Origin of the sequence: Pseudomonas sp. RW409, from assembly GCF_003184125.1 — a bacterium.
GTDB classification, from domain to species: domain Bacteria; phylum Pseudomonadota; class Gammaproteobacteria; order Pseudomonadales; family Pseudomonadaceae; genus Aquipseudomonas; species Aquipseudomonas chlororaphis_I.
This window is the reverse complement of the sequence record NZ_QHHP01000033.1, coordinates 431,067-455,970: the sequence shown is the minus strand read 5'-3', so window position 1 is coordinate 455,970 and position 24,904 is coordinate 431,067. Positions and strand designations below refer to the sequence as shown.

At 64.1% G+C, this 24,904-nt stretch carries 28 protein-coding genes; 9 read left to right on the top strand and 19 right to left on the bottom strand.

Annotated features, from left to right (window positions below):
- The first annotated feature begins 247 nt into the window (after positions 1-247).
- Positions 248-601 (top strand): hypothetical protein, encoded by a 354-nt coding sequence (locus tag DK261_RS15335; protein ID WP_009048629.1) that lies wholly within the window; start codon positions 248-250, stop codon positions 599-601.
- Positions 602-653: 52 nt separating this feature from the next.
- Here DK261_RS15335 and DK261_RS15330 read toward each other — a convergent pair whose 3' ends face one another.
- From DK261_RS15330 to DK261_RS15315, 4 genes are all read right to left on the bottom strand, one after another.
- The gene (locus DK261_RS15330) at positions 654-1,691 is read right to left on the bottom strand and encodes a hypothetical protein (protein ID WP_053268863.1); all 1,038 of its coding nucleotides are present in this window, start codon (positions 1,689-1,691) and stop codon (positions 654-656) included.
- Complete coding sequence (locus DK261_RS15325; RefSeq protein ID WP_110175923.1) at positions 1,688-2,677, bottom strand: DUF2157 domain-containing protein; 990 nt, start codon at positions 2,675-2,677, stop codon at positions 1,688-1,690. The genes DK261_RS15330 and DK261_RS15325 overlap by 4 nt, the downstream gene beginning before the upstream one ends.
- A 221-nt stretch (positions 2,678-2,898) precedes the next feature.
- On the bottom strand, positions 2,899-3,171 hold the full coding sequence (locus DK261_RS15320) for a DUF4242 domain-containing protein (RefSeq protein ID WP_009048626.1): 273 nt from the start codon (positions 3,169-3,171) through the stop codon (positions 2,899-2,901).
- 61 nt (positions 3,172-3,232) lie between these two features.
- Positions 3,233-3,514, bottom strand: coding sequence for a DUF3303 domain-containing protein (locus DK261_RS15315; RefSeq protein WP_016704577.1), 282 nt, complete (start codon positions 3,512-3,514; stop codon positions 3,233-3,235).
- Between the two features lie 340 nt (positions 3,515-3,854).
- On the opposite strand from DK261_RS15315, the gene DK261_RS15310 reads away from it, so the two are divergent.
- Positions 3,855-4,340, top strand: a complete 486-nt coding sequence (locus DK261_RS15310) for an adenosine-specific kinase (RefSeq protein WP_009048623.1) — start codon at positions 3,855-3,857, stop codon at positions 4,338-4,340.
- Between the two features lie 16 nt (positions 4,341-4,356).
- Here the strand turns inward: DK261_RS15310 and DK261_RS15305 are convergent, their stop codons facing one another.
- Both DK261_RS15305 and thpR read right to left on the bottom strand, forming a co-directional pair.
- On the bottom strand, positions 4,357-4,548 hold the full coding sequence (locus DK261_RS15305; protein WP_009048622.1) for a hypothetical protein: 192 nt from the start codon (positions 4,546-4,548) through the stop codon (positions 4,357-4,359).
- A gap of 100 nt (positions 4,549-4,648) precedes the next feature.
- A complete protein-coding gene (thpR, locus tag DK261_RS15300) occupies positions 4,649-5,194 on the bottom strand; it encodes an RNA 2',3'-cyclic phosphodiesterase (protein ID WP_110175922.1) in 546 nt (181 codons plus the stop codon).
- 216 nt (positions 5,195-5,410) lie between these two features.
- On the opposite strand from thpR, the gene DK261_RS15295 reads away from it, so the two are divergent.
- Entirely contained in the window at positions 5,411-6,523 is a 1,113-nt protein-coding gene (locus DK261_RS15295; RefSeq protein ID WP_110175921.1) for an endonuclease/exonuclease/phosphatase family protein, read from the top strand.
- A 45-nt stretch (positions 6,524-6,568) separates the two neighbouring features.
- Here DK261_RS15295 and DK261_RS15290 read toward each other — a convergent pair whose 3' ends face one another.
- The gene (locus DK261_RS15290; protein WP_110175920.1) at positions 6,569-7,267 is read right to left on the bottom strand and encodes an alpha/beta hydrolase; all 699 of its coding nucleotides are present in this window, start codon (positions 7,265-7,267) and stop codon (positions 6,569-6,571) included.
- A 171-nt stretch (positions 7,268-7,438) separates the two neighbouring features.
- Between DK261_RS15290 and DK261_RS15285 the strand changes: the two genes are divergently transcribed.
- The gene (locus DK261_RS15285; RefSeq protein WP_110175919.1) at positions 7,439-8,380 is read left to right on the top strand and encodes an AraC family transcriptional regulator; all 942 of its coding nucleotides are present in this window, start codon (positions 7,439-7,441) and stop codon (positions 8,378-8,380) included.
- A gap of 32 nt (positions 8,381-8,412) precedes the next feature.
- On the opposite strand, the gene DK261_RS15280 is transcribed toward DK261_RS15285, so the two are convergent.
- Positions 8,413-9,615, bottom strand: a complete 1,203-nt coding sequence (locus DK261_RS15280) for a PrpF domain-containing protein (protein WP_110175918.1) — start codon at positions 9,613-9,615, stop codon at positions 8,413-8,415.
- Between the two features lie 233 nt (positions 9,616-9,848).
- Here DK261_RS15280 and DK261_RS15275 point away from each other — a divergent pair, with 233 nt between their 5' ends.
- The 4 genes from DK261_RS15275 (at position 9,849) to DK261_RS15260 (ending at position 12,572) form a co-directional block, all read left to right on the top strand.
- Positions 9,849-10,202, top strand: coding sequence for a DUF3302 domain-containing protein (locus DK261_RS15275; protein WP_110175917.1), 354 nt, complete (start codon positions 9,849-9,851; stop codon positions 10,200-10,202).
- A 3-nt stretch (positions 10,203-10,205) separates the two neighbouring features.
- Complete coding sequence (locus DK261_RS15270; RefSeq protein WP_009048615.1) at positions 10,206-11,165, top strand: HlyD family secretion protein; 960 nt, start codon at positions 10,206-10,208, stop codon at positions 11,163-11,165.
- Between the two features lie 152 nt (positions 11,166-11,317).
- Positions 11,318-11,800, top strand: a complete 483-nt coding sequence (locus DK261_RS15265) for a GNAT family N-acetyltransferase (RefSeq protein ID WP_110175992.1) — start codon at positions 11,318-11,320, stop codon at positions 11,798-11,800.
- A gap of 160 nt (positions 11,801-11,960) precedes the next feature.
- Entirely contained in the window at positions 11,961-12,572 is a 612-nt protein-coding gene (locus DK261_RS15260) for a LysE family translocator (protein ID WP_081361797.1), read from the top strand.
- An 89-nt stretch (positions 12,573-12,661) separates the two neighbouring features.
- On the opposite strand, the gene DK261_RS15255 is transcribed toward DK261_RS15260, so the two are convergent.
- The 7 genes from DK261_RS15255 to DK261_RS15220 form a co-directional block, all read right to left on the bottom strand.
- Positions 12,662-13,135, bottom strand: coding sequence for a GNAT family N-acetyltransferase (locus DK261_RS15255; RefSeq protein WP_256597583.1), 474 nt, complete (start codon positions 13,133-13,135; stop codon positions 12,662-12,664).
- A gap of 303 nt (positions 13,136-13,438) precedes the next feature.
- Complete coding sequence (locus tag DK261_RS15250; RefSeq protein WP_038631947.1) at positions 13,439-13,951, bottom strand: hypothetical protein; 513 nt, start codon at positions 13,949-13,951, stop codon at positions 13,439-13,441.
- A gap of 878 nt (positions 13,952-14,829) precedes the next feature.
- Positions 14,830-15,450: a LysE family translocator gene (locus tag DK261_RS15240; RefSeq protein WP_009048606.1), complete on the bottom strand. Its 621-nt coding sequence runs from the start codon at positions 15,448-15,450 to the stop codon at positions 14,830-14,832.
- A gap of 116 nt (positions 15,451-15,566) precedes the next feature.
- Positions 15,567-17,819, bottom strand: coding sequence for a xanthine dehydrogenase family protein molybdopterin-binding subunit (locus tag DK261_RS15235; protein ID WP_110175916.1), 2,253 nt, complete (start codon positions 17,817-17,819; stop codon positions 15,567-15,569).
- Positions 17,816-18,811, bottom strand: coding sequence for a xanthine dehydrogenase family protein subunit M (locus DK261_RS15230; RefSeq protein WP_028682374.1), 996 nt, complete (start codon positions 18,809-18,811; stop codon positions 17,816-17,818). The genes DK261_RS15235 and DK261_RS15230 overlap by 4 nt, the downstream gene beginning before the upstream one ends.
- 4 nt (positions 18,812-18,815) lie before the next feature.
- A complete protein-coding gene (locus DK261_RS15225; protein ID WP_016704562.1) occupies positions 18,816-19,466 on the bottom strand; it encodes an aldehyde dehydrogenase iron-sulfur subunit in 651 nt (216 codons plus the stop codon).
- Between the two features lie 67 nt (positions 19,467-19,533).
- Positions 19,534-20,448, bottom strand: a complete 915-nt coding sequence (locus DK261_RS15220; RefSeq protein WP_110175915.1) for a helix-turn-helix domain-containing protein — start codon at positions 20,446-20,448, stop codon at positions 19,534-19,536.
- Between the two features lie 151 nt (positions 20,449-20,599).
- Between DK261_RS15220 and DK261_RS15215 the strand changes: the two genes are divergently transcribed.
- Positions 20,600-21,628, top strand: a complete 1,029-nt coding sequence (locus DK261_RS15215; protein ID WP_110175914.1) for a sterol desaturase family protein — start codon at positions 20,600-20,602, stop codon at positions 21,626-21,628.
- 13 nt (positions 21,629-21,641) lie between these two features.
- On the opposite strand, the gene DK261_RS15210 is transcribed toward DK261_RS15215, so the two are convergent.
- From DK261_RS15210 to DK261_RS33365, 4 genes are all read right to left on the bottom strand, one after another.
- Positions 21,642-22,034 (bottom strand): GFA family protein, encoded by a 393-nt coding sequence (locus DK261_RS15210; RefSeq protein WP_110175913.1) that lies wholly within the window; start codon positions 22,032-22,034, stop codon positions 21,642-21,644.
- A gap of 51 nt (positions 22,035-22,085) precedes the next feature.
- Entirely contained in the window at positions 22,086-23,825 is a 1,740-nt protein-coding gene (locus DK261_RS15205) for a SulP family inorganic anion transporter (RefSeq protein WP_110175912.1), read from the bottom strand.
- A 361-nt stretch (positions 23,826-24,186) separates the two neighbouring features.
- On the bottom strand, positions 24,187-24,669 hold the full coding sequence (locus DK261_RS15200) for a cupin domain-containing protein (RefSeq protein WP_009048598.1): 483 nt from the start codon (positions 24,667-24,669) through the stop codon (positions 24,187-24,189).
- A partial coding sequence (locus DK261_RS33365) for a hypothetical protein (RefSeq protein ID WP_218278179.1) occupies positions 24,666-24,904 on the bottom strand: 239 nt, incomplete at its 5' end. The genes DK261_RS15200 and DK261_RS33365, both read right to left, overlap by 4 nt.

Below are 24,904 nucleotides of genomic sequence, written 5' to 3'. Positions count from 1 at the left end.
TTGCCGAACACGGACGCCAGGCACCCCGCGACAGCCTTGCAGCCCGCGCAGAATCAAACAGACGAGCGGTAGCCCATTGCGACCAGCGCACTGATCTGCGTCAACCAGGCGTCTACACTCGAGACCGATGCTGTTAGGCGCAACATCAACGATCAGCGGTACCGCCCTTCATCGTCCACCCATTGACGGTGGGCGCCGGACAGCGCTGTATGGTCAATTCCGCAATGCTTGAACAAGGATATTCAACATGGCAAAGATCAATGTATTGGCTGGTGATTTTCTACAAGGGAATGGTGAGTACCGTCAGGGAGTCTTCAGGTTGGCCACAGCCACCAACCCCTCGCCGGGGGTCGAGGTCAAAGCCTCCGCATTCAAACATCTGGAAATCGCGACACAGGACAGCATCACCAACAGGGACGCCATTGGCTACGGCATTGCCGGGGCCATGCTGCTGGGTCCGGTGGGTGCTCTGGCGGGCTACCTGATAGCCGGCAAGGAAACCGAGGTGACCTTCATCGCCACCTTCAAGGATGGCCGCAAACTGCTGGCGGCCACAGACAGCGAAACCTACCGGGATATTGAAAAACGACTGACGGCCTGACGCCTGTCGTTTGCCCATGCCCGCAGCTTCGGGCATGGGCTACTCCCCTGCCCTACGCCGATTCCGCTTCGCCCGGCCCAGCCCGGCGCTTCTGCCGTTCGCCTTCCAGCCAGACCACCAGCCCCAGCAGGCTGCCGCCGGCGATCAGCAGGCTGACGAACCAGCCCAGGGTTTCCGCCAGCTGGGTGAAGAACAGCGTGTACAGCTGGATGATGAAGAAGGTCGCGCCATAACCCACCAGCATGGAAAAGCGCAGGCGAATGCCCAGTGCCAACAGGCCCAGGCTGAACGCCGCCCACAGCCCGTTGAACAACACCAGCTCGCCGGATTCGGCCAGGTGCCAGGGGCCGTCGATCAGGTCGTAGCTGCCGAACAGCGACAACAGCCACAACGACATCTGCGCCATGAACAGCCCGGCGGAAATCCACACCTTGGCAAAGCCGCGATAACGGGCAAGCGTTGACGCCTCGCCCCACAGATGAACAAAACCGAACAGCGCCATGGCCAGGGCCGCGCCGAGGAAACGCAGCGGATAGTTCATGCCGAACCAGTAGGCGCCCCAGCCCGACTCGTAACCGCTGCGCCCGCCGAACCAGACGAAGAACAGCACGCTGCACAGGGTCAGCAGCAAGGCGTTGTTCAGCACGTAGCTGAGCGCCAGCAACAGCAGCAAGTCCACCAACAACAGCGCCGGCCAGTTGCCCGAGCCGTCGGAGTAGATCATGCCCAGCACCAGGCTCAGGCCGATCAGGGCAAAGCCGCCGAGCAACTCCAGGGTCGCGCCGAGCAGCTTCAACTGCTTGCCCAGCAGCCAGCGCCCGGCGGCAAACAGCCCGACCATCAATACGCCCAGGCCACCGGCCAGTTTCGGCAAGGTGAACGTCAGGTGTTCATGCAGCAGGATCAGCAGCCCAGCCGCCAGGCTGATGGCGCCGAAGGTCAGGAACCAGCGCCCCAGGGAACGCCAGTCCCAGCGGGTCAGCGGGTACAGCTCGGCGATCCGCGCGTGGGCCTGGGTGTCGATCAGGCCGTCGCGCAGCCATTGGTCCAGGGCGTTGTGCACCTGGCGATTACGGCGATCCGGGTTCATTGGCCAGCCTCCCCGGCGCGCAGCGCGGTGCGTTCGAACAACCAGCCCAGGAGCATGCCCACTGCGCCGGCCACGGCAAAAAACACCGCGGCGCTCAGCTGTTCCCAGGCGTACTCATAAAAGCGCGTGTACAGGTCGATGCCGAGGAACACCACGCCGAAACCGGTGAAGCTGGGGTGCTTGAAGCGCGCACCGAGTACTAGCTGGACGATGGCGCCGAGGGTGAACAACAGGGTCCAGGTCAGGGGCTGGCGGTAAGCTTCCTCCAGGCTGAGGAACCACAGCGAGCAGTTGAAGTACAGCAGCCCGAAGATCACATACAGCCGCCCGAAGCCACTGAAACGGCGCAGGGCGTGATCCTCGGCGTGCTGGTGCCACAGCCCCAGGAGCGCGGTCAGCGCGGCGATCACGGCCATGGAGCGCGGGTCCTGGATGCCGAAATAGTACGTGCCGGAACCGCCATACCACTCCCACGAACCCAGGCCGTGGAAGACGCAGAGCAGGCCCAGCAGCAGCGGCCAGCGCAGGCGATAGCCATAGGCGGTGGCGATGCTCAGGGCGGCGGTGACCAGCAGCGCCAGCGGCAGGTTGCCGAACTCGCCGGTCTCGCTGTCGGAGCTGCCGAGCAACAGGCTGGCGCCCATCAGGATCAGGCCGATGGTCAGGATCGCCACCCCGGTGACCGGCATGCGCCGCGCCGGGTCGCGGGCCAGGCGCGCGCCGATCAGCCACAGCCCGACACCGGCGGCGAAAAACAGCACCGCCCCCACCAGCACCGACTCGGCCAGCAGGCCAATGCCGCCCAGCACCGCCATGCCGATCAGCAGCACCGCGCCGATACCCAGCCATTGCAAGACCGTGGACAGGCGGTGTTCGGGACGTTCATACAAGGCGCCGAGCCGCTGCTGCGCCTCGGCATCGATCAGGCCACGGTGGCGCCAGTCGGCGATTTCGTGGAGCAACAGCTGCTGGGTGGTTTTTCTCATGGCGCTCTTGGTTCAAGGTGTGGACATCGGCCGCCAACCGGCCGTCGACTGTGCAGCATAGCCGAGCCTGTGCCTGGCAAGACGCCTCGCAACGCTAACGCGGCACGCCGCGCCGATGAACAAGGCCGCCCCGAGGGCGGCCTGGTTTTCCTGCCAGCGGCATCACCTCGCCCTGGGGCAAGGGTATGCCGAGCCAGGCGCGCGCCTGTCACCGCAAGGCACTACTCCGCTGTCGTCGGATCGATGATCGAGGTCACCCGCGATACCCGGTCCGCCGGAAAACCGCCTTGCCGGGCATGCTCCCGGATGAGCTCCTCGCCTGGCGCGATATAGACGCAGTAGATTTTGTCGCCGGTGACGTAGCTGTGCAGCCACTGCACCTGCGGCCCCAGTTCATCGAGCACCTTGCAGGACTTTTGCGCGATCCCTTGCAGATCCTGCGCCGACAGCGCTCCAGCGCCCGGGAAATCGCGTTCAATCACAAATTTAGGCATGACAACCTCCAGTTCTGTCCCGCTCTTGCCGAAGCAACAGCTTCAGGCCGATCGCCAACGGCTATTGCTTGCCGATCACCGCCGCCAGCAACGGCGCGGCCTGTTCATCGGTCAGCGCCGGGTGCACGTCCATCCTGAGCAGGTCGCTCCACTCCAGCACCCATTTCTGCATCAGCGTGAGATCGTCGGTCTGTGCGATACCAAACCCCGTCATGCCACCGACGGCATGCCAGCGCCCCAGCATGCTCACCCCTGCGGGTGGCGCCCCACCGGTCTTGAGAAATCGCTCGATCGCACTGTTACGACGTTCGGGGCTGATTGACCAACTGACAATGAATAACATCTGCCACCTCCTGCGAAACGGGCGCCCGTTGTTCATTGCGTGCGCCAGGCAGGCACCGTGACCACGGCCACGCATCGGCATCGCCCCGCCTCTCGGCCGGCCCGAAACCATTGCCCCCTAGGGAAGGCATAGCAGCCTTGCGCGGTCGGCGCATGACCGCCGATCCTGTTTCCAGGACGCTCCCGCCCCAAGCGCGAACGAGCGAAGCCGCGGCCAATGAATGGCTATGCTTGATCTGTTGCTGGAAGCAATCCCGTCGCCCCGATAACGGCTGCGACGGGCCCACCCTTTCCGCCAACGCCCCCTAGCGCCGCGCGACACCGGCAAGGAGCGGTTCGAGATGCAACTGATCAGCGTGAACATCGACAAGCCGGAAGCCACCAACTTCATTTTCGGCCAGACCCACTTCATCAAGTCCGTCGAGGACATCCACGAAGCCCTGGTCGGTGCCGTGCCGAACATCGCCTTTGGCCTGGCCTTTTGCGAAGCCTCCGGCCAATGCCTGGTGCGCTGGTCCGGCAGCGATCCGACGATGATCGCGCTGGCGCAAAAAAACGCCCAGGCGATCGCCGCCGGCCATAGTTTCATCGTGTTTCTCGGCGACGGTTTTTATCCGTTGAACGTGCTCAACACCCTGAAGATGGTGCCTGAGGTGTGCCGCATCTTCTGCGCGACCGCCAACCCGACCCAGGTGATTCTCGCGGAAACGGCGCAGGGCCGGGCGGTGCTGGGGGTGGTGGATGGCTTCTGCGCCAAGGGCCTGGAAGGCGACGACGACATCCTGTGGCGCAAGAACCTGCTGCGGCAGATCGGCTACAAGCAGTAAGCGCTGCGCCGACAGGCTACTCGGACGGCGTGGTCCGGCAACTCTTGCGCTGACGGATCTCCTGCTCCGAAGGACGCTCCTTGACGAACTCGAAGCGCGGCTCGCCCTCGCTGTAGGTGACCAGCCAGCCCCACTCCAGCTCGGACTCATCCTGGCCCGGTTTCGGCGGCGCGGCCCACCAGGGCTCTTTGCTGACGATCTGGCGCATGTGCCCCTCCCGTTGATTCGGCCCCTTCAACTATAACGTGCAGGCCTTGAGGCATCCGGATTTCGGCCGGTCGGCGAACCTGACGAGATGGCGCCCCCAATCACCGCGCCAGCGCCCACTCAGCCAGCGGCCGATAACGGCCTTTATGCGACTCGAACAGGGCGAAGTGCCGGGCACTCAGGTGAAAGTCCGCAGGGGTCTGGGACTCGGGCACCGGCGCCCGATAGTCGCGCATCAAGGTCAAGTGCGGACGAAACTCCCGCGGCGAATCGACCAGCCCCAGTGGCAGCAGCGCTTCCTGCAAGGCATACACCAGCTGGCGCAACTCCAGCGGCGCCTGTGTCGGCGCCAGCAACAAGACCCCGGCCCGGCGCCAGACCTCCAGGCGGTCGAGCGGGACGTCCAGCGGCTCGCCACAGGTGCGCACGCTCGCCGCCGCGGCGCAGATCCGCGGAATCTGCGCCACCGCGACCGAGCCCAGGAACATCAGGGTCAAATGAAAGTTTTCCGCCGCCACCGGCCGGCCGCTCCTGAGGCCCAGCGCGCCGCGCCACTGGGCGATGGCCAGGCGTTGGGCGACGGTGCAGGGCAAGGCGAAGAACAGCCGCTTGAACGGCTCGCCCTGCTCGCGGGACTCATCATTCATGCCCTGTCCTCCGGTTCGGTTCGGACGAAGTGCTGTCTGTCAGGCCGTTCCCCCACCGGCCCTCTGCGACTCGCCCACCGGGAATCTCAGGCCGGTTTAGCCCTTTCTTGAGTTCAGCATAAAGAAGGGAACAAGACGCCGCGTCTGTCGGTATTCGGTCATTTTTATCGGTTGTAATGCTCATTGACGTCCGCCCCTTTTCACAGGAAGAGCACGATGAGACTCGCGTCCTACAACGTTGAAAACCTGTTCAACCGCGCCAAGGCCATGAACCTGGAAGGCTGGGCCGAGGGCAAGCCGGTGCTGGAGCGTTTCGCCCGGCTCAACCAGCTGCTGGGCGAGCCCATCTACACGGACCAGGACAAGGCGCAGATGGTCAAGCTGCTGACCGAGCTGGGACTGAGCAAGTCGGACCAGGGGCCCTTCGTGATCCTACGGCAGAACCGCGGCAGCCTGGTCAAGCGGCCCAAGGCCGGCGGCCTGGAGATTGTCGCCAATGGGCGCACCGAGTGGGTCGGCTCGCTGGAGCTGATCGAGGCCCCGGTGGACCTGGAAGCCATGCGCAATACCGCGCGGGTGATGATCGACCTGCAAGCCGATGTGCTGGCGGTGGTCGAGGCGGAAAGCCGCCCGGCCCTGCGCGACTTCAATACGGAGATCATCGGTGCCCTGGGCGGCCCGTTGTTCCGGCATGTGATGCTGATCGACGGCAACGATACGCGGGGCATCGACGTCGGCCTGATGACCGCCGAGGGCTACCCCATCGGCCAGCTGCGCAGCCATGTCGACGACACCGCGGCCAACGGCGAGCTGATCTTTTCCCGCGATTGCGCGCAGTTCCAGATCCCGCTATCTGACGGCAAGCAGCTGATCGTGCTGGTCAATCACCTCAAGAGCAAAGGCTTCGGCAGCCTCGCGGCTTCGGCGAAAAAGCGCCTGGCCCAGGCCGAGCGGATCAAGCTTATCTACCAGGCGCTGGTGGCCCAGGGCGAGATCTATATCGCGGTGGTCGGCGACTTCAACGACACCCCGGACAGCGCGCCGCTGGAGCCCTTGCTCAAGGGCACCGACCTCAAGGATGCCTTTGTCCATCCGGCCTTCGACGACGGCGGTTACCCCGGCACCTTCGACACCTGCAAGGCGGCGAACAAGATCGACTACCTGCTGCTGTCTCCCGCGCTGTTCGCCACCGTCACCGCCGGCGGCGTATGGCGCAAGGGCATGTGGCCGGGCAGCAAGCCCAAGCGCTGGGACGTCTACCCGCAGCTGGACAAGAAGGAAAACGCCGGTTCGGATCACGCGGCGGTATGGGTCGACCTGGACCTGTGAGCCGAACCGGCCCCGCTCCTGAGCGGGGCCTGAAGCACGGCCTTGTCAGCCCTGGACGCTGGCGCTGGCGGCCTCGTGGATAAAGGCCGCGACCTCCGCCGCCCGCGAGGCCAGCGAGGCATGGGAGCTGGCCAGGGTCAGGGTCTTTTGGGGGTTGAGCCGGGCGGCCATCAGTTGCTGGTTGCGCGGATGGATCATGCAGTCGTCACTGGAGATCTGGTACCAGGACGGCTTGTTCTTCCAGGCCGGCGCGCTGATGGTGTCGCCGAAGGTGCTGGCCAGCGGCGCCTTCTGGGTCACCGCCATGACCAGCGCTTCGTCGGCGCCCAGGTCCTGGCAGAAGCTCTCATGGAAGGCCTGCGGCTTGAGCCACAGGTAGCCATCGCTGTCGGGCTCGAGGTTGGCCGCCGCCGCGGGCAGGTGCTGCTGGGTGATCGAGCCCGGGCTTTCCCCGGCATCCGGGGCGAAGGCGGCGATATACACCAGCCCGACCACGTTGGGCTGGTCGCCCACCTCGGTAATCACCGCGCCGCCGTAGGAATGCCCCACCAGCAACACCGGGCCATCGACCTGGGCAATCATCTTGCGGGTGCGCTCGACGTCATCGGCCAGCGACGTCAAGGGCATTTCCACCGCGCGGATCGCGCTGTAGCCCTTGCGCGAAAGCTCGATGATCACCTTGCTCCAATGGGCCGCATCGCCCCAAAAACCATGCACCAACACAATCGTAGGCTGACCACTCATGACCTTGAATCCTCTGTCTGGATAAAGACCGCTCGCCGCTGGCGGCGGTACTACCGGGCCCTGGGCATTGCGGGGCAGGTCGCTCGTCAAGTGACAGGCAGGAGACGCCCTCCCCCGTGCTGGCTTATGCTCGGGCACGCTCATTATCGAAGGGGACGGTGCCGACCGACCATGACCGAAAAGCCGAAGACTGTGCAGAGACACCTGACCCCGGCCGCCTCGCCATCCGACCTCAGGCACCCGGCCGCCGATGTGTTTTTCGAAGTGTTCAGCCTGGCGCGGATGCGTGGCGAGCTGCTGGGCGAGACACTGCTGCACCCCGGCCAGCTGTTGCAGCAAGCGGCGGGCGGCGCCTGTTTCCATGTGATCCAGGACGCCGGCTGCCAGCTCAGGCTCGACGGCAATCACGAAACCACCCGCCTGGTGCCCGGGGACATCCTGTTCGTGCCCCACGGCCAGGCTCATCAACTGCACAGCGCTGCGGATGCCAGCCCGGACCTGCCGGCACGCATCACCAGCGGCGTCTTCCGGTTCGAGGGCGGGTGTGGCCAGGCCTTGATCCAGGGCTTGCCCGGGGTGCTGCAAGTCAGTTGCCAGGGCGAGGACCCGAGCGACCTGATCGGCTCCCGTGAATGGCTGTCGCTGACCGTGGCGGCGATGCAGAAGGAAGTGCGCAACCCTTCGATCGGCAGCACCATCATGCTGTCGCGGATCATCGACCTGATGTTTATCTGGGCCGTGCGCCATTGGCTGGCCCATGCCCCGCAAGGCATCAGCGGCTGGATCGCTGCGCTGCGCGACCCACTGGTCGGCCAGGCACTGGCGCTGTTGCACGCCGAGCCGGGCGCGGCGTGGAGCGTCGAGCGCCTGGCCGGCCTGGTCAACCAGTCGCGCTCCAACCTGGCGCAACGTTTCACCCACCTGGTGGGCCAATCGCCGATGCGCTACCTGATGCACTGGCGCATGCAACTGGCCGGTCAGCGCCTGCAGACCTCCAGCCTGCGCATTTCACAGATCGCCGAACAGCTGGGTTATGAATCCGAGGCGGCCTTCAGCCGGGCCTTTCGCCGCGAGTTCGGGGTCGCTCCCAGCGAATACCGCTCACAGGCTTGAGCGGATTTGCTGCCATCTGCGGGATGCGGGGTTCAGCCCCGCCCTTGCAACGCCTCGAACAACGCCGCCGAGGCGTTGTACAGCGGCACCCGGCCCTTGAGCAGGATCTGCGCGCTGCGCCGGTAGGCGGCCGCATCGATGCGCATCGAACCGCCCTCCTCGCGCGCGGTGATCAAGGTGTCCAGCACCCCCGCCGGGTTTTCGATCGACACCGGGTATTCCGCCGTGGTGGCGCTCAGCGACTTGGGCGTCTTGAGCAGTTCATGGGCCACGGTGCCTGGCGCCAGGCAGGCGGCGGCCAGGCAGCAGCCACCGGAGACGGCCAATGAAGGATGGGCATTCTGCGGGGTGAAATAACGGGTATTGATATCGCCCGCGCCCTGGGCCGGGCTGACGATGCAGATCTTCGGCAGGGTTTCGCTGCGTTGCAGCTCCTCGGCGCTCATCAGGGCGCCGCTGCGGTTGCGCAATTGCATGCGCAGGCCGCCCTGCACCATCAGGCTGATCAGCCGCGCCTTGAACTCGGCATCGGCGTCCAGTTGCGCCGGGGTTTCCAGGCCGGTGTTGCCCAGGTCCGCGGCCTGGACGATGACCATCGGCACCGCCACATCGAGGCAGGTGGCGCGCACGCCGTCGAGCAGATCGATGCGTTGCCCGGTGGGAAACAGCTGGCCGGTCTTGGCCCCCACCGGGTCGCTGAGAAACAGGTCGACCCCGGGGAATACGCCATTGACCCCAGGAATCCGCGTATCGCTCAGCAGGCGACCGTCGCGGAACGCCAGGCGCGCGAGCATGGTGGTCTGGGTATTGCTGTTGAAGATCTCGATCTGCGCGCTGTCCTCGTCCGGGCTCAGCCAGCCACGCTCCAGGGCGTACAAGGGCAAGGCCGCCGACATGTTGCCGCAATTGACGCTCCAGTCGATCGCGCTTTTACCCGCCGCCAGCTGCGCCAGGGTGCTGACCAGACGCGACTCGCCGGGCCGTCGCTCAGCGATGAACACCTTGTTGCTGGTGGGCCCGCCACGGCCCAGGCCGGTGATCTGGTTATTGCCCGGCAGGTCGCCGCTCAGCGGCACGCCCATCAGGTGGCGCAGCAGTTCCTCGACCAGCGCCGGGTCCTCGGGCAGGGTTTCGCGAGCCAGGATCAGCCCGGTGGACGTACCACCGCGCGCATGCCAGACCGGAAATTCAAGGATGCCGGCGCGGATTTCGGGAAGGTCCAGTTCAAAAGGCATGATCGGACTCGCAGTGATGGACGACAGGCAAGGATCATAAACCGCTGCCCGCGCGAGCGCAGCTTTCCAGGTTCAGGGCTGCGCGCGCGCCCTGGAAGGCAGCCCGGCAGATGAACGAACTTGAACTAGTATGGATTGCAAGGCCCGCGCCATCGAGCTGTCCCATGGCCGAGGCTGACCAAGGTGCTTCATAAGCGGTTGCGTGCGGGCTGAAGGCTTCCGGGAGGCGAATCATGCTCGATCAGATTGCGCTGGGCATGCTTATCTTCGCCGGAATAGTCCTGTTCTACGGAATCATCGTCCTGCACGACATTCCCTACGAAATTGCCGTCCATCGGAACCACCCCCACCAGGACGCCATTCACGCGGCAGGCTGGGTCAGCCTGTTCACGCTCCATGCCCTGTGGCCGTTCCTGTGGATCTGGGCCATGTTGTACCGCGAGGATCGGGGCTGGGGCTTTGCCAACGACAAAGCGCGGATGCAGGGCGAAAAGGCTCTGGCGCAAGAGCTGGCCGAGCTGCGGCAGCGGGTCGAGCGACTGGAAGGACAAGCCCAGGCCGGGTCCCGCCCGGAAGGGAAAATGTGACCCATGGACCTGTTACTGATCCTGACCTACACCGCCATCTGCGTGGCCATCTTCAAGATCTTCCGTATCCCGCTGAACAAGTGGACGGTGCCCACCGCCGTGCTGGGCGGCGTGGTGTTGATCGGCGCGCTGATTTTCCTGATGAACTACAACCACCCCTATTCGGAAGTGGCGCGCTCCTACTTCGTCTCGGTGCCGGTGATTCCGGTCGTCACCGGCCGGGTGATCGAGGTGCCGGTCCAGGGCAACACGCCGCTGGAGCCAGGCGATGTGCTGTTTCGCATCGACCCCGAACCTTTCGAGAACCGGCTCAAGTCGCTCAAGGCCCAGCAACTGGCGGCGCGGGGCGACCTGTACCGGATCAACGAGTTGATCAAGCGCAACTTCGGCACCCGCCGCGAGCAGGAAGCCGCGATTGCCCGGGTCGACGACCTGCAGGCTCAGATCGACAACGCCCAGTTCGAGCTGGACAGCACCGTGGTCCGCGCCCCGAGCCGAGGCTTCGTCACCCATGTGTCGCTGCGCCCGGGGATGATGGCGAGCAAGCTGCCGCTGCGCCCGTCGATGGTGTTCATTCCCGACGAGGGCCATTATTTTTCCGCCTGGATGCGCCAGAACAGCCTGCTGCGCCTGGTCCCGGGGGACGAGGCGGAAGTGGCGTTCGACGGTATCCCCGGCAGGGTGTTCAAGGGCCGGGTCAAGAACGTCATCACGGTGATCGGCGAAGGACAGGTACAACCGTCCGGCACCCTGCTGAGCTACACCGGCTCCCCACCGCCGGGACGGGTGCCGGTGGTCATTGAAATCACCGACCCGGACTACCTGCCCTACGCCAAACTCATGCCCGGTGGCGCCTATGGCCAGGCGGCGCTCTATAGCCAGCACTTCCACCATGTGGCGATCATGCGCAAGATCCTCCTGCGCATGTCGGCCTGGATGAACTACATCTTTCCATTCCATTGATGAGCTGGGGTCAGGCCTGATATTCGGTGCGTGGCAAGCCCGGCTTGATTTCAGCGGCTTTCGCCTGTTGGCCTCGACAGAAAAAGCGAGTGGGCCGCTTGTTTCCATTCTCTCTATACTCGCTGCCCAGGATGACAGTCAGAGCGCAGATGATGCCCGCCACACCCGATAAAAAATCCCAGGTCATTTTGGTCCCGGCTCGACAAAGCGACTTGGACAATCTTGTAGCCATTCGAATCGAGGCCATGCGCGAAAGCCTGGAGCGGGTTGGGCGATTTGATCCGGTACGCGCGCGCGAACGCTTTCTTAGCGGCTTTGAAGCCCGCAATACACGCTACATCGAGGTATCTGGAGAGAGGGTTGGTTTTGTCGTGGTCAAGCACCGGCACACTGAACTCTTGCTCGACCACTTGTATGTGAGGCCAAGCGCGCAGGGATCAGGGATAGGCTCTGCAGTTCTCACTCAAATTTTCAAAGAGGCGGATGTGGCTGGGCTCCCGATTAGAGTGGGTGCTCTCAAAGAAAGCGCTTCGAATCGTTTTTATACTCGCCATGGTTTCCAATTCATCGAAAGCGGTGAGTTCGACAATTACTATGTTCGCCAGTGTGTTCCGGTGGTTGGCCCAGCTTGCTAGCCGGAATTCATGCACTTCGACGTAGGTTTTTACACACTCTGGACTCAACGCAGGCATCCACAACGGCGTGCCTTGGGAAGCAAGCGACCGTACTGTCTTCCCTGCTCACCCAATGCGAACATGCCGTTCGATATACCAAGACAACAGGGAGGCTTCACCCATGAGCGCTACTTCTTCGCTCTGGTTTTTTGTCGTGCCATTCGCGATTGCGGCAGCAATCCCCGGCCCCGCTCAGGGAGCCCTGCTAGGGCAAGTGGTGTCACGTGGCGCGAGGGCTACGCTGCCCTTCATCGCAGGCATGGTGCTGGGCAATGCTGTCTGGCTGGTGGTCGCCACCCTCGGTCTTGCGGCACTGGCGCTGCAGTTCGAGCAGGTGTTCATTGCCGTGAAGTGGCTGGGTGTCGCCTTTATCCTGTTCATCGCCTGGAACTTGTGGTCGAAGAACACCGAGCACCTTCAAGCCCCTCCACAGCGCTCGGCAGGCCGGGGTCTGCTTGCAGGCGCTGTGCTGACGCTGAGCAATCCAAAGGCCGTGGTATTTTTCGGTGCGGTGTTGCCTCACGCATTCGATCTGACGGCACTGTCCTGGCCGGAAGTCATCCTGATTACCGCGCTCGGCATCGGGATCGATCTCACCGTTCAATTGGCGTACCTCGTTACGGCATCACGCATCAAGAACGCCATACAGTCTCCGAAGGCAATGAAGCGTCTGAACAGAACCTCAGCTGGGGTAATGACGGGTTGTGCGGGCTGGATGGCCGTTTCGCGCTGATGGCCTCCTGTAAGGCTTTGCAAACCTGCAAAGCCTTCACTCTTCGCCGTTGACCGGCTACGCCAACCATCTGCCCTTCAATGAGCGGGTTACCTGGCATCGGCTAATGACTTCACATGAGTCGCAAAATCATCCTGTATCGGTTGGAACCCGCAGCGAAGGTAAAATGCAGCGCCCTCCGGAGTATCCGTGGATAGTCGCACGACACGAAATCGCTGAGCCGCATAGGCCAAAAGCTGCTGCACCAGAGCCTTACCCACACTCTGCCCCCTTGCTGCTCGCGCGACGTATACCCTCCGCAGCCTGCCGATGCCCGGCCCGGTATATGGATCATAGGAAAGACCGCCGATGGCAATCAGTTGCCCGTCGCGGAAAGCGCCCAAAAGACACTCACCGGGTTGATCGAATCGATTGGCCCCGCTTTTCCAATCCGCAACCAGGCGCGTGAGAAACCTGAAACCTTCTGCAACGGCCTCCGCTTCCAGTTCCAGGATTTCCGGAGCAAGCACTGAGATCTGACGTATCGCCAGTTCGCCTGTTGACGTAACCACTCGATATCCCATGTTTGCTTTGGCACCCTGCCTGACTCATCTGTGCGGACAGCACGTCCGGTCTTCAAGATTAACTCTCAGGTGTTTCTTACAAGCTCTGGCCCCAAAGGGGCATCCACGAAAGACAGTAATCAGCCAATGACTGCCGGTTGTATCAGGCAACAGTCGACCCAAAGCGGAAGTAGCTGTATCCCGATAGCAGACGTTGAGAAAGCCTGTCGACTCGGCGGTGGCTAACGTGTCCGTGCTGGTGCCGGATCCTCTGTTTTCGCTAGACATTGAACTCAGTGATTCCGCCTCTTTCAGACAAGCCGCCTAGAGGGGCCAGTGTGCTCGTAGCCTGGCTAGTTCTCGCTCTAATGCACACAACTCTTTGTTGAACGCGGCCAACTCCGCAAGGTTGTATTCAACGCATCGCTGCGCACCGGAGGGAAGTCCAATGACATTGACGATCTTGTGACGGTGCGCCTCGACGCCCCATCGACCGTGTACCATCTCATTGCGCCGCAACCGAGCGGCATGCACACGCTTAATCCAGCGTTCATAGGCCGCACGGTGTTTGGAGCCAGCCGGTAACCTCTCTGCGACTCGGGTCGAAAGCGCTTCGAGCTTCGTATGGATGTTCTGCCCTTCGATCGATTTCGATAAGGTTTCCAAATTTGTGCCGTTGTCCAACCACGCCAAGCAGAGCCCTAAATTCACATCGACGGACGAGAACGCGAAGAGCATCTGTCCGAGTAACGATGCAGCCTCAGCTTGCATCGCCTCTCGACGAGCCATCAGTTGTCCCGCCGTTTCGTCCGGGTCAGGCGTTGAATTAGGTTCCATGGCTTTCTCGCATTTGTAGCCTGGGTGGTACAGAGTTCAGCACATTATTCCGTAGGTCTGCTCCTAGCCGAAAGCAGCCTGTCAGAAAGGCAGCTTTTAACTGTGGATTCAACCCTTTACGGTCGTTCACTGCTGAGGGCTACCTGCCATCGCCCATGAACGACTGGCCCGTTACGCGAACTACGGAGTGGCTAGGTCGAGCAAGTCCAACACCGGCCAGATATACGAATGCAATCGCCCTGACGGCATTACTCACCACTTGTGGGGAGAGTCCATATACGATTTGTTAGCCGCTTTAGAGCCCCCCGAAACCGATAAACCAAGGAAGCATAGCCCCGCCTCTATGCCCTTCATACTCCGATTTCCTTCTAAGCTGCTTTCGGCAATAGAACAAACTGATCGTTGCTGGGATAAATAACAAGTTAAACAACCATTGAAATGCATCTGTTGACTTCAAGATAATCGCGACAAGTAAATTAATTAAAACCAAGCCAGTTATTAAAAAGTTATATCTAATATGTCGGCGTTTGATTAAAGCAAAGCTTTCCCAATCATAAATCAGCCAATCGTGGGAAAATTCGTCGCATTTAGGACACTTATGACTTGGCGGAAGGTTGTCTGCGATATAACCACAGCTAGGGCACCGAAATTTCATGGCGCTATCCACTATTAGGTGACATGCCATGTCGCGATCTTGTCGAGGTAAACGCCAGATCTATAGAGGGAAACGCGACTGGGGTGGCAGCAAGACTGACTACGGTAAAGAGGCTAGCAGGACACCACCTATTTTCCACTAGTCTGCCCACCGACTGCTTCTGGCCGCAAAACAGCCCTTGACTACCGAGTGTCCATAATCTTGGCGCAACCTACCAACCGACTCACACCCGCCGCGCCAACAGCAACACCGAAGCCGCCCCCGACAACAACACCGCGCAGCAACGGTTGAAGAGTTTCTTGCCCCGTGGCTCGGCGAACCAGCGGCGCATGTGCAGGCCCATGTAGGCGTAGGCGCTGATGGCGATCCATTCCAGGATCAGGAACAGCGCGCCCAGCACCAGGAACTGGGTGGACACCGGTGCTTGAGGGTCGACGAACTGCGGCAGGAAGGCGGTGAAGATGAGGATGGCTTTCGGATTGCCAATGGCCACCAAAAACTCCTGCCGGGCCAAGGCCAGCAGGCCCAGTGGTGCGGTCTTGTTCTCGGCCTCGACCTGGGTATCCGCGGTCCACAGCTGGTACGCCAGGTACAGCAGGTAGCCCGCCCCCAGAATCTTGATCCCGTGGAACAGCAGTTCCGAGGCTTGCAGCACCACCGCCAGCCCGGCCGCGGCCAGGGCAATCATCACCGCGAAGGCGGCCAGCCGCCCTGCTCCCGCCAGGCAGGAGGCGCGAAAGCCATAGGTGGTGGCATTGCGGATCGACAACAGATTGTTCGGCCCTGGCGCCATGTTCAGGGCGAAACAGGCCGGGAGGAAGAGCATCAGGGTGGCAAGGTTCATGGAGGCGTCCGTCGGCTGATGGCTTGAGTTCCACAGCAGCCGACCGGGCTGCTGCGGCCCCACAAGCCTGCCCAATCCAGCGCAGGCCGTCGAGATTTTTGTCGATGCGGCCGCGCCTAGCCCTCCATGGCGGCCAGTCCGGGCAGCAGTTTGTCCAGCGTCAATGGAAACTCGCGCACGCGAATGCCGGTAGCGTTGTAGACAGCATTGGCCAGGGCCGCCCCGGCCCCGCACACGCCCAGCTCGCCCAGGCCCTTGACGCCCAGGGGGTTGGCCCTGGTATCGGGTTCTTCGAGAAACAGCACATCCATCGCCGCGATATCGGCATTGACCGGCACCAGGTACTCGGCCAGGTCATGGTTGACGAAGTGCCCGTGGCGGGTGTCGAGCAGGGTCTGTTCCATCAGCGCCGCGCCGACGCCCCAGGTCATGCCGCCGAGGATCTGCGAGCGTGCGGTCTTGGGATTGAGGATGCGCCCGGCGCCGATCACCGCGAGCATGCGCCGCAGGCGGACTTCGCCGGTGTCGATGTCCACCGCGACTTCGGCGAAATGCGCGCCATTGGAAATCTGGGAAAACCGCTTGTAGTCCTCCCCCATCGGCCCGACGCTGCCTTCGGCCTGCAACCCCGCGGGAGCCACCCGCAGCAGCAGGTCGCTGAGGCGTTCCGAGCGCTCGCCGATGCTGATACGGCCGTCGGCGAAGCGTACCGGCGCCTGGTTGTAAGGCGCGCCGGCGGCCTGGATGATCCGCTGCTTCAAGGCCTGGCAGGCGGCCTCCACTGCCGAGCTGGAACTGGCCGCCCCCCAGGAACCGCCGGAGCCCGAGGTCTGCGCAAAGCGGCTGTCGCCCAGCTGCACCTGCACCGCCGCCATCGGCACCCCCAGGCTGTGGGCGGCGACCTGGGTCAGGATGGTGTAGGTGCCGGTGCCGATATCGGTCATGTCCAGGCGCACCAGCACCCGCCCGGTCGGGCCCAGGCTCACCAGGGCCCTGGACAGCCCCAGGTAGTTGGGCCGGATCGCCGCGGCCATGCCCATGCCGATCAGCTTGCGGCCCTCGCGCACGCTGCCGGGCTTGGGCTGGCGGCGGCTCCAGCCGAAGCGCTCGGCGCCGGTGCGCATGCAGGCCAGCAGATTGCGCGAGGCGAAGGGCACACCCAACTCGGGGTCCAGTTCCGGTTCATTGCGCACCCGCAATTCGATGGGATCCAGGCCCAGGCGTTCGGCCAGCTCGTCCATGGCGCTTTCGAAGGCGAGCATGCCCGGCGCCTCGCCCGGCGAGCGCATCCACTCGCCGCGATTGAGGTCGACCGGCACCAGCCGATGGCGGGTCAGGCGGTTCGGCGCGGCATACAGCGAGCGGGCAAACACCGCGGTCTGCTCGCAGTACTCTTCGAAGCGCGAGGTGCTCGACCAGACGTCATGCCCCAGGGCCGTCAGCTTGCCGCTGCGCTCCGCCGCCAGCCGCACCCGATGCTGCATCGCCGGGCGATAACCGGCGTTGGCGAACATCTGCTGGCGAGTCAGGGCTACCTTCACCGGGCGCTTGAGCACCCGGGCGGCGAGCGCCGCCAGCACCGCGTCGGGATGAATGATCAGCTTGGAGCCGAAACCGCCGCCGATATAAGGGCTGACGATGCGCACCCGCGCCGGCTCGATGCCCAGGGTACTGGCCAGGCCGGCGCGGAAGTTCGCCAGGGTTTGCGCCGAGGTATAGAGGGTCAGGTCGTCCCCGGACCAGACCGCGATGGAGGCATGGGGCTCCATCGCCACGTGGCTCTGGTACGGGGTGCTGTAGGTGCTGTCGAGCTTGACCGGCGCATTGGCGAACCCCGACTCGAAATCGCCGACGGTACTGTCGGTCTGGAGACCGGCGTTGGTCCGCGGCGGGATGTAGGCCTGGGCCAGGCGTGAAGCGAGCTCGAAGTCGCCCTGCTCGGGGGTGTAGCTCACGCGAATCAGGCGCGCCGCCGCTCGCGCGGCCTCGAAGGATGCAGCGACCACCAGCGCCACCGGTTCATCGTAGTAACGCACAGCATCGGTCGCCAACACCGGACGCGATCGGCTGAACACCTCGGCCGTGGTCGGCGTCACTGCGGGGCCGAATGCCACCTGGGCGGGGGCGTTGCGATGGGTCATGACATAGAGCACGCCCGGCGTCCGTTCGGCCTCGCGGGTGTCGATCGCACTGATGCGGCCCCGGGCGATGGTCGCCCCGAGGATGTAGCCATAGGCGGTGTCGCCCATTTCCCGCTGCTCGTAGGCGTAGGTCGCGCGGCCGGTGACTTTCAGCCGGCCATCGACCCGGTCCAGCGGTTGGCCGATGGGGCTGTTGGCGACGGATGCGGTGGGTCCTGATGTGCTCATGCCGATGCTCGCTCTTGGGTGGCGCTGGCCAGCAGCTGGCGCAGGGTGCGTTTGGCCAGGGGGATCTTGAAATCGTTGCCGCCCTGCCCGCGCGCGTCGGCCAGGGCGATGTCGGCGGCGTGCTGGTAAACCGCCATAGCGGACGGCTGGCCGAGCAACGCCTGCTCCGCCGCCGTGGCCCGCCAGGGTTTGGCAGCGACGCCGCCGAGGGCGATGCGGGCCGTGCGGATCTGCCCCGCGCGAACCTCGACCACCAGCGCCACGGCGACCAGGGCGAAAGCATAGGAAGAGCGATCGCGCACCTTGCGATACAGCTGCCGCCCCGGTGGTGGCGGCGGCAATGTAATAGCCACGATCATCTCGCCATGGGCCAGTTGGGTTTCGACCTCGGGCGTCGCCCCGGGCAGGCGGTACAGCTGATCCAGGGCCAGGGAGCGGCGCTGGCCGCCGGGCAGGACCGTCTCCACCCGCGCCTCCAGGGCGACCATGGCCACTGCCATGTCCGAGGGATGCACCGCGATGCAGGCTTCGCTGGCGCCGAGAATCGCGTGCATGCGGTTGTGCCCCTGCTGGGCCGAGCAGCCGCTGCCGGGTTCGCGCTTGTTGCAGGCCATGCCCGGGTCGTAGAAGTACGGGCAGCGCGTGCGTTGCAGCAGGTTGCCCGCGGCCGAGGCCTTGTTGCGGATCTGCCCCGAGGCACCGGCCAACAGCGCCTGGGACAGCAACGGGTAGCGCTCGCGGACACGGCTGTCGGCGGCCAGGTCGCTGTTGCGCACCTGGGCGCCGATGCGCAGGCCGCCGTCGGCGCTGTCCTCGATCGTGGCCAGGGGCAAGCGGCTGATATCGATCAGGTGCGTGGGCCGCTCGATGCCCAGCTTCATCAAGTCGATCAGGTTGGTGCCGCCGGCGATAAAACGCGCCTGGGGCTGCGCGGCCATCAGGCTGACGGCCTGCTGTACGTCGCTCGCGCGCGCATAGCTGAAAGGCAGCATGGGTTCAGGCCTCCTCGGCGGCGTCGCGGATGGCGGCGACGATGTTCGGATAGGCGGCGCAGCGGCACAGGTTGCCGCTCATGCGTTCACGGATCTCCCCGTCGCTCAGGGCGACGGGCTGGCTCGTCAGGTCATCGGTGACATGGCTGGGCCAGCCGGCGCGCACCTCCTGCAGCATGCCGACCGCCGAGCAGATCTGCCCCGGCGTGCAATAGCCGCACTGGAAGGCATCACGGGCGATAAAGGCCGCCTGCAGGGGGTGCAGCAGGTCGCCATTGGCCAGCCCCTCGATGGTGGTGATCTCGTCGCCGTCATGCATGACCGCCAGGCTCAGGCAGGCGTTGATCCGGCGGCCATTCACCAGCACCGTGCAGGCGCCGCACTGGCCGTGGTCGCAGCCCTTCTTCGAACCGGTCATGCCCAGTTGATGGCGCAGTGCGTCGAGCAACGTGGTGCGTGGGTCGAGGTCCAGCAACTGGTCGCTGGCGTTGATGCGCAGGGTGATCGCCTGGGACGGCAATGGGCGAACGGGTTCAGATAGCCCCGGGGCGGACTGGGGCTGGGCCCTGCCAACGCCTACCCACAACAGGCTGGCGGCGGCCCCGGCTTGCAGCAGCGCGCGGCGCGACGGACGCGGTGAGTCCAGGTCTTGCATGGTGCTCTCCTGAAATGAACGGCTGGACCCGAGTATCGCCAAGGGCGTGGCGCCGTTCTTTCAGGTATCAGGACGAGCTTGTCAGGATTCGGGAAGCCTGCTGGCGGTAGCTGCTCGGGGTGGTCCCGGTGATGCGCCTGAAGGTCGAGGTGAAGTGGCTCTGGCTGGAGAACCCCAGCTCCAGCGCCATGGCGCTGATCGGCATGCTGCCGGCCCGCAGCAGGCTTTCGGCGCGACGCACCCGGCGCTCGATCACATAGGCATAGGGCGCCATGCCGGTCTCGGCCTTGAAGTGACGGGCGAAGGTGTCGACAGGCATGCCAGCGATCCGCGCCAGTTCGGTCAGCGAGAGGCTGCCGTCGATGCGCGCATCGATGTAGTCGCGCAAGCGCTTGAGCAACTGCGGCCCCAGGCGCCCGTGGCCAGCCCTGGCGGTATCGCCCCGTCCCAGGCGCAGCCCCACCAGCGCCACCAGGTGTTCTATGTAGCTGGCTTCCAGGACCTGCCCGCTGACCATCTCGGCGCTGAGGGCGGCGAGCAGCGAGTGGATCACCCCATCGCCGCTGTTGATGCGCATCGGCAGCTCGGCCAATGGCGGGCAGCCTGGGAAATCCAGGGTCGTGTCGATCCACAGGGCGGTATAGATCAGGTCGGCCTCGCGAAAATAGCCCTGGCGCTCGACGCCGGCCGGCACGAAGCTGATCGACCCGGGGCGGTCGCAGCCCTGGTAATTGAGCGTGGAACTGCTGCGGATATGGGTCTTGGCCGTGGCCCCGCGCTCGGTGAGGATCACCACGTGCTGCGGCGCCGTCCAGCTGAGCTCGGCCTCGCGGCAGGCCCAGCGGCGGTGATCGATGGTCACCAGGCCATCGAACAGCGATGCCGATTGCAGCACCGCGCCCTCGGCGCCCCGCGCCCGGATGCAGCCCGCGCCGACCCGGGGCTCCAGCGACAGGTTTGCGGATTCCCTTGATACGCTCATAAACCAGGCACCTCCCCGTGGGATACAGCGAGCGGCCAGCGTACCCCAGGATCACTGGCAACTTCCAAGCGAAAAAGAAGCGACCTGGGGCAATCCCCGGCCAAACCGAACTGATTTACAATGCCGTCCCTTTGCCTGAGGCTGGCGTTTCGTGGATGCTCTGTCGCTTGTCTATAAGCACCTGATCGACTGGGTGATCGCCCCTGTTACCCAACAGTTTCTCGGCATTTTCAATCTGAACGGCCGGCTCGGGCTGTTGTTCCTGTGCGTGTCCTACGGCGTCGCCTATGGCCTGTTCCGCTTCAGGAAGCGCCGCGGCCTGAGCGACGCCCACTCGTTCTGGCACTTCATCGGCGGCAGCCGGGTGCACCTGCACCGCTCGGCGCTGCTGGATTATCGCTACTACTTCGTGCGCGCCATCCTCAAGGTCGCGCTGGTGCTGCCCATCGTCCACTTGGTCGACCCTTACATCCTGCGCTCCGGGGATTACCTGGCCTTTTTCAGCAACCTCTGGGGCGAGCGCCCGCGCCTGGGGCAGAACCTCGGGCTGTCGTTGCTCTACGGGCTGGGGCTGTTCCTGCTCAAGGACTTCATCCATTACTGGGCGCACCGGGCCTTTCACTCGCGCTGGCTGTGGGAATTCCACAAGGTCCATCATTCGGCGCCGGTGCTGGTCCCGGCGACGGCGAGCCGGGTGCACTTCGTGGAAAAGATCGTCGAGAAACTGAGCATCGGCCTGTGCCTGGGCCTCTACGCCGGTGGCTTCTGGTACGCCTGCGGCGGCGAGATCAGCCGCTATACCCTGTTCGGCGTGACCTACCTGGTGTTCATCTTCAACAGCCTGGCGGCCAACCTGCGGCACAGCCATGTCTGGCTGTCGTTCGGCCCGCGGCTCGAGCATGTGCTGAACAGCCCGGCCCAGCACCAGATCCATCACAGTGACGCGCCCCGCCACTTCAACCGCAACTTCGGCACCAACCTGTCCCTGTGGGACTGGATGTTCGGCACGCTCTACGTCACCTGCTCGACACCCGAGCCACTGCGCTTCGGCACCGGGGAGCAGGACTCGCAACGTTACCTGACGGTCTACAGCCTGATCGTCACGCCCTTCATCGAGACCGCCCGCAAGCTCCTGGCCAAACGCCCGCGCGGGGTGGCGCCGCAAACGCCCTATTCATAAGCCGGGGCGCCCGCTATTCCTCGAAACGACTCGTCGCATCACGATCACGCTCGTAGCGCCTGGCGAGTGGAAACGCCGGTAACCAGGACTCGCGCCGAACAGTCCAGCTTTCGTAAGTGGGCTTGAGTTGGTCGGGGGCGTCCAGGGAACCCAGGTTCACTTCGACTTCATCGGCCGTGCGGGCAAACACCGACGAGCCGCAGTGCGGGCAGAAAAACCGCCCGGCGTAATCGCGGATTTCGCCCTCGATGGTCACCGCGTCCTCGGGGAAGATCGCCGAGGCATGGAACAGCGCGCCATGGTGCTTGCGGCAATCGAGGCAGTGGCACAGGCCGACCCGGTACGGGCGCCCCGCCGCCACGATCCGCACCTTGCCGCACAGGCAACCGCCGGTGAATCGTTCCATGCTGCACCTCCTCTTGGGTCAAGCATTGCGGGTGGCTGGCCAAGGCCGCGTTCAGTCATGGGACGGCTGTTGCGCGGCGCCGGCCCGGCCTGGTTCTTTCGGCGCCTCACGCTGCAGCTGATTGCGCCAGACTCGATAAGCACGAATACCGGCGCGTACCGAGGAAAACAACAATTTCTGCTCCAGCTCGCGCGCCAGGCCCGAACGCACCAGCATCCGCAGGAATGTCCCGTGCGGCCGGGCAATGCCCAGGACGATACCGCGGGCCAGCAGGGTGTCGCGCACCTCCCTGAGGGCCACGATGCCGCTGACGTCGATCGAGGTCACCGCCTCGGCGACGAACAGCACGGCACGGGGATCGGGCTCGCGCTCGACCGCCTCCAGCAGGCGCGCCTTGAAGTAGTCGGCGTTGAAAAACAGGATCGCGTCATCGAAGCGGTACACCACCAGCCCCGCCAGCGTGCGCGCCTGCGGGTATTGGCTGATATCGACCTGGCCTTCGATCCCGCGTACCCAGCCCAGCACCGCATCGGTGGGCTGGTAGATACTTTTGAGCAGCCGCAGGATCGCCAGCAGCACCGCGACGATGATGCCCGGCAGCACCCCCACGCCAATCACCCCCAGGGTGGTCAGCACACACAGCCAGAACTCGAAACGGCTGAGCTTGCGGATAACCCGCATCGCCTGGATGTCGATCAGCCCCCAGCCCGCCATCAACAGCACCGCCCCCAGCGCCGCCTGGGGGATCCAGGCCATGGGCGCGGTGAAGAACAGCAGGATCAGGGCAATCACCAGGGCGGCGATAATCCCCACCAACTGGCTCTTGCCCCCCACCATGCTGTTGACCGCGGTGCGCGAATCGGCGCCGCTGATGGCGAAGCCACTGGAGACCCCGGCGGCGATATTGGACACGCCCAGCGCCAGGAACTCATGGTTGGCATTGACCGTGTAGCCGTTCCTGGCGGCGAAGCTGCGGGCCGTCAGCATCGCACTGCAAAAACTCACCGTGGCGATACCCAGCGCATCGCGCAGCAGGCTTTTCAGTTCGGCCTGGTTGGTCTGCGGCCAGCTCAACTGCGGCATGCCCGAAGGGATCGGGCCCAGTACGGAGACGCCGTAGCTGTCCAGGCGCAGAAAGCCGACGCACAGGGTGGCGATGGCCACCGTCACCAGCGCCGCCGGCAACCTCGCAAAGCGCCGCGGCAGCCAGATCAGCAGCGCCAGGGCGCCCACGCCGATGGCCAGGGTCGGCCAATGGGTTTCGCCAAGCCGCTGCAGCATGTTCAGCAGGCTGAGAATGAAACCCTCGCCTTCGATTTTGTAGCCCAGCACCTTGCCCAGTTGCCCGGCCAGCAGGCTCAAGCCGATGCCGTTCAGATAGCCGATCAGGATGGGCCGCGAGAAAAAACTGGCAATGAACCCCGCCCGGGCGATGCCGGCGCCGATCAGCATCAGGCCGACCAGCACCGTGACAATCACGGCCAGCTGCGCCAGGCGCTCGGGATCGCCCAGCGCCAGGGGCGCGATCGCCCCGGCGACCATGGCGCAGGTGGCCGCATCCGGCCCGACCATCAACTGCCGCGAACTGCCCACCAGGGCATAGACCATCATCGGCAACACGCAGGCATACAAGCCGTACTGCGGCGGCAGCCCGACAATCTGGGCGTAGGCGATGGCAATCGGGATCTGCACGGCCGCCACCGACAACCCGGCCTGCAGGTCGAACCTGAACCATTCGCGGCGGTATTGCAGGAGATTGGCCAAGCCTGGCAGCCAACGGGCGAGCAGCATGGAGGTACCTTTGATCAGGGGCTTTGACGAGGGGTATGGCGGGCGCGAAAGCTCGTGCCCTGGATGAGAGATAAGCAGAGTCGGTTTTTCTTTGCAGGCTTTTCAACAAAATATCGGCGGATCGAGCGTCCTCTGATTCGGCAGACGCCGTGACAGACCGCGGCCGGTCCTCCGTCGCCAGCCCTCCCCCCAAACGACAGCACGGCTGGCAACCAATGTCCTCCCGCGGTATTGGCCCGGTAGTCGCCAGCCAATTCAGCCAATGCTCACCCTGGCCGGGTGCAAACCCGGTTCCCCTTTTCCAGGTGACCACCGCGTTAACGAGGTCAGGCCCGATGGATGCACCGCCAGGCTCTGCTCGCTACTGCTTGCTGCTCCTGGGGTCGTCCGCCGGGTTGAGGTAGGTGATCCCCCAGGGCCCCGTGCCGTGGAGCTGGAGCACGGTTTCCTGTTTTTGAGTGGCGGCGTACATCGGTGTACCGACGGGAATGATCAGGGTGTCGCCCGGGTGATAGGCCTTGGCCTTGGCCGCGTCGAAGGTGTCGCCGGTGGCGAAGTAGAAGGTGCCCGAGATCACGGTGACACGTTCGGTCACAGGGTGGGTATGCACCCCGACTTTCGTGTTGGCCGGCAGCATCAGGCGCATGGTGAAGGGCTCTGGTTTTTTCAGGTCGCCTTCGATCACCGAAATCATCACCCCGGGCCCTACCGAGGGCGCGGGTGTCCATTTCAGTTCGGCGGGGGTGGCGGCAATCAACCCTGTGCCCTCGGCCAGAGCGGCAGAGGCCAGGAAGGCCGCGCCGAGCAGGGCCAGTGAAACAGCGACAGCTTTGTGGGCGCTCATCGTGATGTCCTCGCGTTTGAGAGCGGTGGGTGAATCGCAGCGGCCAACAGAGCATCAACGCAAAAGCACAGCGGCTGCGCGATCGAGTCATATAGGGTGACGATAGCCGAACGCCGATGCGCGGATATATCCATTGCGAACAGCCTTGATAGCGCACGGGTATTGCCGCACAGGCAACCGCCGGCCAATCGGCCGAGGTCCGTCGACCTGGCAAAGAAGCCAAATTGCCATGTGT